This is a genomic window from Streptomyces inhibens, from assembly GCF_003389455.1.
In the GTDB taxonomy this organism is placed as follows: domain Bacteria; phylum Actinomycetota; class Actinomycetes; order Streptomycetales; family Streptomycetaceae; genus Streptomyces; species Streptomyces inhibens.
Window position 1 is genome coordinate 1 of sequence record NZ_QUAC01000232.1, and the last position, 12868, is coordinate 12868.

Below are 12868 nucleotides of genomic sequence, written 5' to 3' on the forward strand. Positions count from 1 at the left end.
GGGGCGGGCGAGGGCTCGGGGGGCGAAGCCGGGGTGGGGGCAGGGACAGGGGCGGTGGCAGGCGCGGGCATGGGCGCTGCGGAGTGTTGCGCGGCGGGCGGCCGGCCGGTGACGGCTCCCGATGCCGCCGCGGCGGGCGCGGGTGCGGGTGCACTGCCCGTGGCCCGGTCAGCGGGGAACCGTTCAGCCAGGCCCTCCAGGAGCCGGATGTAGGCCGCACGCTTCGGTGGCCGCGGCTCGGTCCGCCCCGACTCCCAACTGGTGATGGTCTCGCGCCGCACCGACAGCGCCTTGGCGATCTGATCCTGGCTCAGACCACCGGCCTCGCGCAGCCGCTTACGCTCGGCCGGCTCCGGCAGCGCATCCGGTGCGGCAGCCTGTTCGAGCAACGCATCAACCGACGCAAAGAGCTCGTCCTGCTCGTTCGGCACGGGGAACACCTCCGCCCCCACCCTATCCGAAACGCACTCCAGATCACCCGCAAAACACACGCCGGATCGCACCTTCGGGAGCCGCCGCGTGACGCCGTACCGACCTGCAGCCGGCCGTGAGCCGTACGGGACGTCCGCATTACGGGACAGGAGCGGTACGGGGCACAGCAGGAGCACGAATTCCGGCACGCCCTCTCGCCACGCGCCTCCCCGCCGTAGGACCATGGCACGCTCGCCTCGCACGTGTCCCGCCCGCACACGTCCCGCCTCGCACATGTCTCTCGTTCCGTACGCCGTGTCCTCGGGAGGACCCCGATCATGCGCAGACCGATTGCCGTACGCGGCCCCGTCGCCCTGCTGATCACCACGCTTCTTCTCGGACTGTCGCTCGCAGTCCCGCCCGAGACACTCGCTCACGCCGCAAACACATCTGGTTCAGCCCCCGTGTCGGCCGACGCGTACTGGACTCCGCAGCGGATGAGGGCCGCCGAACCGGCCTCCGTCACAAGGAGTTCGCGAGCGCCGCGCTCGGCGGCCGACCCCACGCCGCCGAGCCACCCGTTCGACGGCCTCCCCCAGGTGGGGACATTCTTCTGGACGGACGGCACCAACACCGGCCGGTTCTGCGGCGGAACGGTCGTCCACAGCCCGTACCGCGACCTCGTGGTCACCGCCGCACACTGTCTGCGCTCCCCGAACCCCAAGCGCTATCTGTCATTCGTGCCGCAATATCACGACGGCCAGAAGCCGCACGGCATCTACCCCGTCGACCGCATCTACATCGACCAGCGCTACTACGACCTCGGAACCGACGCGGGCGCTCGCTGGGACTACGCGGTCGTGCGGCTCGCGGCGCGCCAGGACGGGGCCGAGGTGGAGGAGGTGACCGGCGGCTACCACCTCCGCCCGTACCCGGGGTACGACCACCGGAACGTACGGCTCATCGGCTACCCCGGCAACAGCGACACCACCCACCCCAAGCCGCTGGACTGCACCTCTTCCACGCACCGATACACCAGTACGGACCCGGCCGCCCCCGGCGACTTCCTGGAGATCGCGTGCGCCGGCTACATCGGTGGCACCTCCGGCGGCCCGTTCCTGGTACAGGACTTCACCGGTTACGCCCTGATCGGCGTCATCGGCGGCTATCACACAGGAGGTGACTTCCCCGACGTCTCCTACAGTTCGTACTTCACGCTCGACACGCTGGCGCTCTACCTCCATGCCGTCCGCGGCGACACCCCCGCCGGGCCGCGCCAGGCCTCATCGCCGAATTGATCGTGAGACCGCTCGCTCAGGACCGGGCGGATCCGTTCTCGATCCGAAACTGCTCCACCAGTTCCTCGAACTGCTCGGCGTCACCCTCACACAAGACGGCTTCCCGCGCCTCGCCCACGACGGCGCGCACCCGGTCTGCCACCTCCGCGGCCGTTCTGCCGGACGTATAGATGCCGAGCACGAGGACAACGGATTCGCCGCCATCGGATTCGCCGCCGTCGGCGCGCTCGTCGGCACCAAGGGTGAATCCCCACGGCACCTCGCAGGGACCCTTGTGCCACTCGTCCGGACACAGAACTCGCACGATCGATTCCTGCAGCGCAAGAGCCTCCTCCGTGCCCGCACACCCGTGGATCCGTATCTCGTACACGCGCGGCTCGTCCCCCACCGACATACGCCCTCCTCCGCGTCCCCTACTGACGAAACGACTCGACGGTAGTGACGGCCGCCCGTCACCGCATCACGTTTTCCCGTCCGATCCACCGTCAGCTATATGACTCAGCCATGAACGAGGACCACCAACTCCTGGAGGCAATGGGGCCGCCGACCGGCAGCGGGGCCAGATCGCCTCCAGTTCCCCGATGCATTCGACCATCAGCGTGCCCCATCACCTCTCACCTCGCGGCTGAGCGACAATTTCACCTGCCGCCTTCCGCCATCCGATCTGCCGCACCATCACCCACCAACCTGGCCGAGCGTCGCATTAGCCCCTGTTAATGTCAGTTTCAGGGGAAGGCCGGGTTGCCCAGCCGGGCCCGCAGTGGAAGGTGACGCCCGTTGGTGCCGTCGTTTCTCGCCGCCGTACTGAACCGCCTCTTCGGAGATGAGGCGTGGCGCCGACTTCACGCACGAGCGGCGTTCTGGGTCACTGTGGTCATGACCGCGGTACTTCTTGCGGGTGCCGCTCTGGTCGTCGTCGCCGAATCGGGTGCGCAGCACGCGAATATCACGTCCTATCCGAAGGCCTTGTGGTGGTCGCTCGAGACGGCGACCACCGTCGGCTACGGGGACTTCTACCCGGTGACACTCTGGGGCCGCATCATCGCGTCCCTCTTGATGCTCAGCGCCATTACCGCGTTCGGTGTCATTACGGCGGCCCTCGCGACCTGGTTTGTCGGTCACGCTCAGCAGGACATGATCCGCCTGGGAAAGGCCGTGGGGAACCACGCACGCGAGGACGCGGAGACGCTCCGCTCGGAGCTGCACACTCTGCACGCCCGCTTCGACCACGTCGAAAACCTGATCAGGGACAAAGGCCCGCACTCCACCCCTTGAGCGAGAAGTGCGGGCTGGGACAGTCCCCTGCCGATGGGCAAGTGCGGGTGCCCCAGGGCATCGGTCAGGCGAGAGGCAGGGAGAGCCGGTTCCGGTTCACAGGGACCTGGGGAATACGTGTTCGTACCGTGCGCTGCGTGTCTAAGGTAGGGAGCGTGATCGATTCCGCTGATGTCCGCCGTATCGCTCTTTCCCTGCCGGAGACGGTGGAGAAGGAGGCCTGGCAGATGCCCACCTTCCGAGTCGCCGGGAAGATGTTCATCACGATCCCCGACGATGAGACATCATTTGCCGTGAGATGCCCCATCCACGAGCGACAGGAGCTGATCGCGGCGGAACCCGAGAAATTCTGGGTACCGCCGCACGAGGCCAGCTCTTCTTGGGTGAGGGTTCGGCTTGCCCAGTTGGAGGACCTGGAGGAGCTGCGGGACATCCTCGTCGACTCCTGGAAGCAAGCAGCCCCGACACGGCTGTTGGACGCTTTCCCCGGGACGGAATGAGTTTTCCCGGGACGGAGTGAGCGGGAGTAACGTCCCGCTGGTCGGGCGTCGACGGAAGAGCCGCGTCCGCCCCGTCTCACCACCACTTGACCGGCGGGGAAGGCATCACTGGTGGCGGCGGCGCAGATCGCTCCAGTCCAGTGCTTGGGACGCCTTGAGTTGGGAGTGCTCGGCGGCCTCGCGGGTTTCGGCGAGGACATCGCCGTGCTTCTCGACGAGTTCTTCGTAGATCGGGGTACGGCCGGAAGAGTGCGCGGTGGTGTTCATATCGGTGGTCCCATTCCCGTGTAAGTAATTGGCTGCGGCTTGGTAGGTTTTCGCCGCCCCGGGAAGAAGGGAGCACCTCAGTTGTCAGCTGAACAGTTGGTGCGCAAAGGGAGGTTGTTCCCACTCGTGCGCCGCTCCCCCGTGCGGCGCGGACATCGTTTCACGCGGATAGGGAGCCCGTAAAGATCATCCCAGCGCCTGAGACCTTTGGTGATTGAACGCACACTGTTCGCGTTCCGGCTCCTCCCCCTTTGGTCCGAAGCAGGCGTTTCGTTCGGCGGCTCGCGGGCGCACGCGCCCGTCGCATCCCCGACCGAGCAGCGAGGGACAGCAGCCGGCCCACGCTGGGCTCGTCGCCGAGGCCGCCGCCCTCCAACCAGTCAGGTTTGTCGTACACGGCGGTGCCCGCACTGCCGCCGCTCAGTCGCCGGAAGCGCCGCCCTCCCCGGTGGGGCCGGTGAGGTAGCCACCATCCCTATCGACCGTCAGGCTCCGCGCGGACAGCTGCTCGTCGTCCCTCAATTCCGAAGACCGATTTTCGCGAAGTTCAGCAAACACGGCGGTGGAATAGCCGGTGATGCGACTCCATCAAACCGTCGAGGAGCAGGGATTTGTCGGCGGTGTAGTTGTGCTCCGCCTTTCGCTGAGAAGGCAGTGAGTGAACTGCAGGACGAGCAAAGGCCTACGACGGCCGCCCGCTTCCGCGTGGGTGAACTGATTGCGGGGCGCTCGCGGGCCGGGCTTCTCGCGGGCTCCGGTGAAAGAGGTAAGGAAAGACGTACGGAAAGAGGTTCGGAACGAGGTGCGCGAGTGATCGGCTGCGCTGGTCGGGGGACGGTGCGGCTCGGCGAACCGGGGACGGGAGGTCGCGTACAGATACTGAGGGCATGCCGGGAATCGCTGGGGCAGGTGTGCTGATGGTGGGGGCCGGATGAGCGCGCGGGAGGTGGCCGTTACGGGGTTGGGGCTGGTCACGCCTGCGGGGGTGGGGGTGGCCGCCACATGGCAGGGGGTGCTGGGCGGCGAATCCGCCGCAGCGGGTGATCCGGCTCTTGCTGAATTGCCCGTGAGCTTCTGCTGCCGTGTGCCCGACTTCGATGCGGCGGAGCGCCTGGGGCGCCGGTTGTCCTGGCGCTTGGACCGGTTTGCGGCGATGGCCCTGGTGGCTGCCCGTGAGGCGGTGGCCGATGCCGGTCTCGACGCGGGGGGCTGGGATCCGATGCGGGTAGGTGTGGTCCTGGGAGTCGGCACGGCGAGCATGGAGCGTTACGAGACGGAGTTCCACAAACTCGCCGGCGGGCGGGCGACCGATATTTCTCCGTTGGCCATTCCTCGCAGTGTGCCGAACATGGTCGCCGGCGAGCTGGGGATGGATCTGCAGGTTCGCGGACCGAATTTGACGGTCAGTACGGCGTGCGCGTCGGGTGCGACCGCTTTGGGTACCGCCCGGCAGTTGCTGCTCGCGGATGTCTGCGATGTCGTGGTGGCAGGCGGGAGCGAATCGCTGTGCAGTCGCGTTCCCGCGGCGTGTTTCCACCAGATGGGTGCGCTCTCGCGCCGTGTTGACGACCCTGCCGGCGCCTCCCGCCCCTTTGATGCGGAGCGCGACGGGTTCGTCCTGGCGGAGGGGGCCGGGGTGCTCGTTCTGGAGCGGGTGGAGCATGCGCGGGCCCGCGCAGCCAAGGCCCGGGCCTATCTGGCGGGGTACGGGGCATCGTGCGATGCGTACCACTTCACCGCGCCGCACCCAGAAGGGCGTGGGGCGGTCGAGGCCTTGGAGGCCGCGTTGGGCGATGCCGGGATGGAGCCGGGGGACATCGACCATGTCAATGCTCATGGCACCTCGACGGTGCTGAACGACCGCGCCGAGGCGCGGGCGTTGCGGCAGGTGTTCCGTAGGCCGCCGCCGGTGACCGCGGTGAAGGGCGTGCTGGGGCATTCGGCCGGGGGCGCGGGGGCGATCGAGGCGGCCTGCACGGTGTTGACGCTTCAGGAGCAGGTGGTCCCGCCGACGGCGAATCTGCAGTGCCTGGATCCGGACATCGATCTGGATGTGGTCAGCAAGGCTCCGCGGCAGTTGCGGATGTCGGCGGCGGTGAGCAATTCGTTTGGCTTCGGCGGGCAGAACGCTGTGCTGGTGTTTCGCGCGGCGCCATGAGGAAGGCAGCGGGGAGAGGGATTCGAGGCCGTTGGGCATGGGGCCGCGTCTGCGCTCCGCGACGGCTGCGACCGATGCTGCTGCGGCCGCTGTCACCCTTGCCGCCCTCGCGAACCCCGCTGCGGCTCCCGCTCCCGCGAGTTCACGCGAATGCTCGATGGCGCCTGTGTGCCTGTTCACCAACAACTCGACATACGCGTATAAATAAGACAATCGCCAGTAAGCGGGTGTTGTGGTGCGTGGCTCGGCGGCCCTGCCGTGTCGTGGCCGGCACGCGGTCGAAGGAGTGAATCGTTGATCACGGTCACCGGTGCCACCGGCTTTCTCGGAGCACATCTGCTTGCCGCGCTGCTGCGCAGGGACGACCGCCCTGTCTGCGCCCTCGTACGGGATGATCCGGCCACGGCTCGGGAGCGATTGTCGCGGGCGGTGCGCAGTACGGGTGCCCGCTGGGAGGAGGCCGAGTTCCAGCGGCGAGTGACCCCGGTCAAGATCGATCTGCCCGCGCCTCGGCTGGGCCTGTCCGCCGAGGACCACCACGCGCTGGCGCGTCAGACGCAGGAGCTGTGGCACTGCGCCGCCGACACCAGCCCACTGGGACCGGTGGCGGCGCTGCACCGGACCAATGTGGAGGGCACGGGCCGCGTCCTGGAGCTGCTGGATGCCGGTGAGCGCGAGGCGCGGCTGTTTCACATCAGCACTGCGTTCGTCGCCGGCGAGCGGCGCGAGGGCATGGTGCTCGAAGACACGCTGGACGAGCGGTACGGGTTCGCCACCCTGTATGAGGAGTCCAAGTACCGCGCGGAAGTACTGGTGCGTGACTGGTCGCAGGACAAGGGCCGGCCGGCGGTGGTGTTCCGCCCGAGTCTGCTGGTGACCGACCGGCCTGCTCGTACGGGTGAGCCACGGCATTGGCTGGCGGTCCAGGCTGCGCGGACGAGCCTGCTCGGGCGGCAGGGGCCCGCGCTCGTACTACGCGCATCCGGTGTGCCTGCCGAGGACGTGACGTTCCCCTATACGGCGCGTGTGCCGGGCCGGCCGGATGCCGTCGTCAATCTGCTGCAGGTCGACTGGGCGGTGGCGGCGATGCTGCGATGTGCCGCTCGTGAGCCGGGCGAGGCACGTGGCGTGGGCGGTGCGAAGGGCGTGAACAGCCCGAGTGGCCCGAGCAGTCCCAGCACTCCCAGCAGTCCCAGCAGTCCCAGCAGTCCCAGCAGCCAGGGCGACCCGAGTGGCCTGGATAGAGCGAGCGACCTGCTGGTGACGACCTACCACGTATCGCACCCTCAGGACTGTTCGGTGCCGTGGCTGATGCAGATCGCCCTGGAGACGTGCGACTGGCTCGACGTCGAACTGGATCCGGAGCTCACCCCGGAGCGGATGAGGCCCCTGGACCGGTCCCTGATGCGGCTGGCCGCCGGGCTGGATCCGTACTGGTGGTCCCGCCGTGGCTACGACCGGTCCGGGCTGGAAGCCGCGACGGCAGGCCTGGAGCCGCCGGCGGCGCTGTCGGCGCAATACGTGCGCTCGGGCATGACGGCGTCCTCTTCATCTGCCGGTTCTGCATGCGCCGGTTCCGCATCCGCCGGTACGTCTCCTGACGGCACTTCACCTCCCGGTACTTCACCTGACAGCACTTCACCTGACAGCACCCCACCCGCCGGTACTTCAACTGCCGGTTCCGCACCGAAGGGAGCCGTGACGGCTCATGTCTGATTCCTACACCGCGATCTGCGAGGCGCTGACGGAGACGTTCGGCGTCGAGCCGGCTGATCTGCGGCCCGATGTGAGTTTCGAGCAGCTTGAGGTCGACTCACTCGCGCTCCTTGAACTCGCCATCGTGATGTCCGAACGCCTCGGCGTGACCGGGGAGGCCGACCTGCGTCCTGCCACGACGCTCGGTGAGGCGGCCGAATTCGTCGACGCGCTGCGGTCGCCGTCCGGCATCGCGGGCGGGGCCGCACAGGAGGCTCGGACCACGGCCGGGTGAGTGGGCTCCGCTCCCCCACCCACGCGACAGCCGTAGCCGGCGGAAGCAGTCGTCCGACCGTCACTGCTGGGGTGCTTCGGCAGGCGTAGGCGGTGGACCGACCGGAGGCTGTCCGGGTCCGACAGGAGCACTGGCAGGAGCGCTGGTGTCCGGGTCCGCGAGGGGCTGTGGGCCGCGCCGGCGTCGACGTCGGGGCGACCGGGTACGGGCCGGGGCCCACCAGTTGGCGCGCCCGGCCAGTCGCATCACCGCCGGTACCAGCACGCCCCGCACCGCCGTGGCATCGACGACAACGGCCAGCGCGAGGCCGAACCCCAGCTCCTTGAGCAGCAGCACACCCGAGGAGGCGAGTGCGCCCATCGCCACGGCCACGGCGAGGGCGGCCGCGGTGAACAGGCGGCCGGTCCGGGCGATGCCGTGGACGACCGCCTCCGTATTGTCTCCGGTGGCCCGGTAGTGCTCCTGGATACGGGAGAGCAAAAACAGTTCGTAGTCGACGGACAGACCGAATGCCACGCTGAACAACAGCAACGGAATGGTCATGTCCAGCGTGCCGGTGGCGGTGAAGTCACCCACCAGCCAGCGCAGGTGGCCGTCCTGGAAGACATGGACGATGCCCCCGAGCGCCGCGGTAAGGCTGAGCGCTGCCACGGCGAGCACCTTCAGCGGGATCACGACGCTGCGGGTGAACCAGAACACCACGGTCATGGTCCCCGCCGCGATCAGCGCCGCCGCCAGCGGCAGCCGGCTCGTCAATGCATCGCGGGCGTCGACGACTTGCGCGGCCCAGCCGGCGACATGCCCGGGGCCGGGGGACGGCAGACCACGCACCGCGTGGACCAGGTCGGCCGCGCGCTCCGACTGTGGGTCGGGCACCATCGACACCGTCGCCACGGTGCCGCGCCCTCGGCGGTCGGGCGAAAACGTACGGAGATGGGAACGGGCACGGCGATCGGGATGGGGATCGGGAAGGGCGCGCTGCGGCCGAGCCTCGCCCACCCGCCGGCCGCCCACGTACCGTCCCGTCACCGTCACGGCGCCGCGGACACCCGCCAGCGCGGACAGCCTTCGCCCGTACGCATCGAGCGCCGCCTTGTCGGCATCCGGATCGGCCCGCGGCAGTACCACCGCCAAGGTGCCCTCCGGAGGCGTGCCCCATTCCCGGCGGACGAGATCGGCCGTCGCATGGGCCTCGACGCCGGTCGGCAGAATCCTCTCGTCGGCCAGCCCCAGACGCCCGTGCCCGAAGGGCAGCACCATCACCGTGAGCAGCAGCATGCAGGCCGCTCCCCACCACAGCGGACGCCGCGTCACCGCCCGGGCCACGGCACGCCACAGCGGACTGTCCCGGCCGATCGTCGGCGCCGGTGCCCACCGCACGCGTGCCAGCGGATCGAGCGACTCCATCCGCGGTCCCCAGCACGTCAGGACGGCCGGCAGCACGACGACCGCCGTCAGCGCCGCCAGGACGACGACCGCCATCCCTGCGTACGCCATCGAGCGCAGGAACGAGAAGGGAAACACCAGCAGCGCCGCCAGGGCCGCGGTTACCGTGCCCGCCGATACGGCGACCGTACGCCCGGCCGTGGCCACACTGGCCTGCGCGGCCGCGCGCGGCACAAGTCCGCGCGCCCGCTCCTCCCGGAACCGGGCCACGATGAAGAGTGCGTAGTCCACCGCCAGCCCAAAACCCAGTGCGCCGACGAGGTTGACGGCGAATACCGAGACATCCGTGACGGCGGTGAGCACCCGCAGGACGGCCAGGGCGCCCACAGCCGACAGCCCGCCGACCACCACCGGGAGCAGCGCCGCCGCCAGTGACCGGAACGCCAGGGCCAGGATCGCGAACGTCAGCGGAGCCGCGATCAGCTCGGCCCGCACCAGGTCCGTACGTGCCTGCTCGGTGGACTGCGCGAGGCTCCAGGCGGGTCCGGTGGCCCGGACCGCGAAGAGGCCGCCGTGTTCGGTGTAGCGCGGCACGAGCCGCTGCGCCGTGCGGGCCGTGTCGGTCTCGCTGCCGGACAGATCGGCCAGCACGAGAGCGGAGCGGCCATCGGCCGAACGCAACGCCCCGTCTGCCTCGGTCCAGTACGAGCGCGCCCGGGACACACCGCGCTCGGCGGCCAGCCGCTCCGTGATACGACGTCCCGCCGCTTGCACCGCCGGGCTGTCCAGCGCGCGCCGGGACGGCCGTAGGACCAGGACAAGTTCGGGCCGATCGGCCCCGAAGCGAGCCGCCCACGCCTCGGCTCGCGCAGACGGCGTCCCGGACGCGGCGAATCCCCCGACGGAGAGCCGCTCGGACAACCCTGACGCCGCGCAGGCGAACACGATGCACAGAAGTCCGGCCACGATCAGCACCCGGCGAGGGAACGCCGCACACCAGCCGCCGAACGAGCGCTCCCGTCGGCCGCCCTTTTTGCCGTCTCTACTCGATTTCGTCCACATTCCCGCCATGTTCCAGCCGCGCTGCCGGTGAGGGCATGTGACGCGCCGCCACCCGGCTGCATGGAGCAGGCGGCGGAGCCTACGGCCGTCTCGTCGCGCCATGCCACCGCGCCCTGTTGCAGGATTGCACCGATGGACCTGGGGAGACCGGAGAGACCGCGAAGAGACGGGGGCGGGGCAGCAGATGCGCGTAGTGACATGGAATGTGTGGTGGCGGTTCGGCCCATGGGAACAGCGCAGGAAGGCCATTCTCACGACGCTGCGCGACCTACGGCCCGACATCGTCGGGTTGCAGGAGGTGTGGGCCGGCGGCGGGGAGAATCTGGCGGAGTGGCTCGCCCAAGAGCTCGATATGCACTGGACGTGGGCCGCCTCAACGGCGCCCGAGCGATGGCAGAAACGGCTCGGTGACTCGACGCTGGACTTCGGCAACGCCGTGCTCAGCCACTGGCCCCTCATCGACCGCGCGGTGGCCCGGCTGCCCTCGGCGGAGGGCGACGACGACGGCCGGCTGGCCCTCTACGCACGGGTGGGCGCGCCGACACACCAAGTGCCGTTCTTCACCACCCATTTGACCTCGGACCTGCACGCCTCGGTCCTACGTTGCGCACAGGTCACGGCGCTGGCCGAATTCGTCGCAGCTCACCGCGGTGGGACCAGCTTTCCGCCAGTGGTCACCGGCGATTTCAACGCCTGGCCGGACTCCGACGAGATCCGGCTGCTCGGCGGCTACAAGACCGCCCCCGCCGTTCCCGGCCAGGTCCTCCTGGACGCCTGGGAGTACGCCGATCCGGCCGCCCCCTCGGCCACTTGGGATGCGGCGAATCCGTACATCGCGCCCGGCGGCGACCCGAGCGTACGGGTCGACTACATCCACATCGGACCACCGGGGCCCGGCGCTCTCGGCGCCGTCCGCTCCATCCGGCGCGCGGGTGACGCGCCCATCGACGGCGTGTGGCCCTCCGACCATGCGGCAGTAGTCGCGGACCTGAGGGACACCCCACGGGAAGCCGACCAGTCGAAGCGCCGGCTACAGAAGAGAACAGCAGAAAACAGAACAGAAACAGAAGCTGGAGGCAACCACGTGAACGAGCCGCTGTACGTACGGTTCCAGGGAACCACGCGCAGCCCGAGAGGCCACTTCCCCGGCATCTTCGCCCTCGCCAACGGCCTTGCGCGGGACGGCAGGCTCAGCGAAGAGCAGTACCGGTTCTGGCGCGCCGGCAACGACTGGTACGACGCCAACTACGCCAACCCCTCCGACCTCGACCCCACGGTCTACGATCGCGAACTGCACCCGGGCGCCGTGGCGTGGTTCAAGACCACGGCCGTACATCTCATCGACCGGGTGGACGGCTACCTGGAGCTGCTGGCCCACCATGAAGTGCCCTGCGAGCGGGTCGAGTCCGCGAGCCCGGGAAGGATCATTTACGAGGACGACGATCAGGTCGTGGTGGTGCCGTGGGAGCCCGACCGCCCGCTACCGCTCGGACGCACGACAGCCGAGGAGGAGGCCACCGGCCCATGACTCGCGACCCATGATTCTCGGTCCATGACTCGCGGCCGTCCTTGCGCCGAGGTCCATCTGTCACGGCCCTGGGCCACCCCCTCCGTCACGCGGCCGGCGCCACTGTCCCACCCCAGGCTGCGCTCGATGGGGTAGACCAGGACCGGCGGCAACTCCTGATCCCTGAGCATGATGGGGCTGCGCCAGCAGAAGAAGGACGGGATCAGCCGCAATCCGCGCCCGCCCAGGTGGAGTTCACGATCCGCACTTCCGGTACGCAGCTCCAGTACGGGCGACTGCCAGCGCAGCTCCGGGTTCAGGGTGCTGAGCAGCCGCTGCACTCCGCCCCCTTGCAGGGCCCGGCTGCGCACCGACCGGTCCGCCTCGACATGACTGCGGAGCTGGGTCTCGTACGGCTCGATGGCCGCGGTGTAGTAGTCGCGCACCGCGTCCGCGATCCGAGGAAGATTCCTTCCGGTCAACTCTCGTATCCACAAAGGTGTTTGGTGGGCACGAGAGAGCCGCCCGAGATCGGCGCGAAGTCGAACCCGCGAGGTGGCCGCCAGGCTCTGCAGGCCCTCCTCCAGGCCGCGGGCGGACGCGTCGGGGGTGAGGAAGTCGGGGCTGTAGCCGCTCGGTGGCGCGAGCGCGAGCAGTCCGCGCGCCGGTCCGTCGAGCCGGGACAGCGTCCGCTGTCGCCAGCGGGCGAACGTCGCGGCCCCGTGGCGACTCTGGAGCACATGCAGACTGAGCAGCACCTCCCACAGCGGGTCGGGCCGCTCGGCGACATACGTCCTGGCAAGGTCTTCCACGCTGAAGTGAATGCGCACGGCCATCCGTGCTCCCCCGTCTCCCCCGGTCACAGGACACCGCTGAACGGCGGCGCCCTAAGGGTTTTCAGCGTACGACTTGCCCGTAAACGGTCAAGGAACCACTCCGCACGTCGGCAGCCGAAGCCCGACAGTTCCCCAATTCTTCCCTGTTCGCGGGGTGTTGCGGCAGCTCATGAACGCG

Annotated in this window: 12 protein-coding genes and 1 pseudogene; 8 read left to right on the forward strand and 5 right to left on the reverse strand. The window is 69.1% G+C overall.

From position 1 onward, the window contains the following. Positions 1–431: helix-turn-helix domain-containing protein (locus tag DY245_RS45405; protein WP_220377959.1), on the reverse strand; the 431-nt coding region annotated here is incomplete at its 3' end. Positions 432–749: 318 nt separating this feature from the next. Between DY245_RS45405 and DY245_RS29045 the strand changes: the two genes are divergently transcribed. Continuing rightward, on the forward strand, positions 750–1709 hold the full coding sequence (locus tag DY245_RS29045; protein ID WP_128510194.1) for a trypsin-like serine peptidase: 960 nt from the start codon (positions 750–752) through the stop codon (positions 1707–1709). Positions 1710–1725: 16 nt separating this feature from the next. Here the strand turns inward: DY245_RS29045 and DY245_RS29050 are convergent, their stop codons facing one another. Beyond that, positions 1726–2103 (reverse strand): hypothetical protein, encoded by a 378-nt coding sequence (locus DY245_RS29050; protein WP_128510195.1) that lies wholly within the window; start codon positions 2101–2103, stop codon positions 1726–1728. Between the two features lie 383 nt (positions 2104–2486). Between DY245_RS29050 and DY245_RS29055 the strand changes: the two genes are divergently transcribed. Together DY245_RS29055 and DY245_RS29060 are read left to right on the forward strand one after the other, a co-directional pair. After that, positions 2487–2984, forward strand: a complete 498-nt coding sequence (locus DY245_RS29055; RefSeq protein ID WP_425329452.1) for a potassium channel family protein — start codon at positions 2487–2489, stop codon at positions 2982–2984. Positions 2985–3139: 155 nt separating this feature from the next. Beyond that, positions 3140–3484, forward strand: coding sequence for an MmcQ/YjbR family DNA-binding protein (locus DY245_RS29060; RefSeq protein ID WP_128510197.1), 345 nt, complete (start codon positions 3140–3142; stop codon positions 3482–3484). A gap of 105 nt (positions 3485–3589) precedes the next feature. On the opposite strand, the gene DY245_RS44750 is transcribed toward DY245_RS29060, so the two are convergent. Beyond that, positions 3590–3751 (reverse strand): hypothetical protein, encoded by a 162-nt coding sequence (locus DY245_RS44750; protein ID WP_181923918.1) that lies wholly within the window; start codon positions 3749–3751, stop codon positions 3590–3592. 931 nt (positions 3752–4682) lie between these two features. Between DY245_RS44750 and DY245_RS29065 the strand changes: the two genes are divergently transcribed. From DY245_RS29065 to DY245_RS29075, 3 genes are all read left to right on the forward strand, one after another. Next, positions 4683–5909, forward strand: coding sequence for a beta-ketoacyl-[acyl-carrier-protein] synthase family protein (locus DY245_RS29065; protein ID WP_128510198.1), 1227 nt, complete (start codon positions 4683–4685; stop codon positions 5907–5909). A gap of 294 nt (positions 5910–6203) precedes the next feature. Continuing rightward, positions 6204–7625, forward strand: coding sequence for an SDR family oxidoreductase (locus DY245_RS29070; RefSeq protein ID WP_128510199.1), 1422 nt, complete (start codon positions 6204–6206; stop codon positions 7623–7625). Then, positions 7618–7899 (forward strand): acyl carrier protein, encoded by a 282-nt coding sequence (locus DY245_RS29075; protein WP_128510200.1) that lies wholly within the window; start codon positions 7618–7620, stop codon positions 7897–7899. Before DY245_RS29070 ends, DY245_RS29075 begins: the two co-directional genes overlap by 8 nt. A gap of 60 nt (positions 7900–7959) precedes the next feature. On the opposite strand, the gene DY245_RS29080 is transcribed toward DY245_RS29075, so the two are convergent. Then, a complete protein-coding gene (locus DY245_RS29080; RefSeq protein WP_181923919.1) occupies positions 7960–10347 on the reverse strand; it encodes an MMPL family transporter in 2388 nt (795 codons plus the stop codon). Between the two features lie 184 nt (positions 10348–10531). On the opposite strand from DY245_RS29080, the pseudogene DY245_RS29085 reads away from it, so the two are divergent. Both DY245_RS29085 and DY245_RS29090 read left to right on the forward strand, forming a co-directional pair. Continuing rightward, a pseudogene (locus DY245_RS29085) lies at positions 10532–11344 on the forward strand (endonuclease/exonuclease/phosphatase family protein); the annotation flags it as partial. Between the two features lie 87 nt (positions 11345–11431). Continuing rightward, positions 11432–11875, forward strand: a complete 444-nt coding sequence (locus DY245_RS29090; protein ID WP_128510213.1) for a hypothetical protein — start codon at positions 11432–11434, stop codon at positions 11873–11875. On the opposite strand, the gene DY245_RS29095 is transcribed toward DY245_RS29090, so the two are convergent. Continuing rightward, on the reverse strand, positions 11791–12690 hold the full coding sequence (locus DY245_RS29095) for a transcriptional regulator (protein ID WP_128510202.1): 900 nt from the start codon (positions 12688–12690) through the stop codon (positions 11791–11793). The genes DY245_RS29090 and DY245_RS29095 overlap by 85 nt on opposite strands. Positions 12691–12868: the final 178 nt, after the last annotated feature.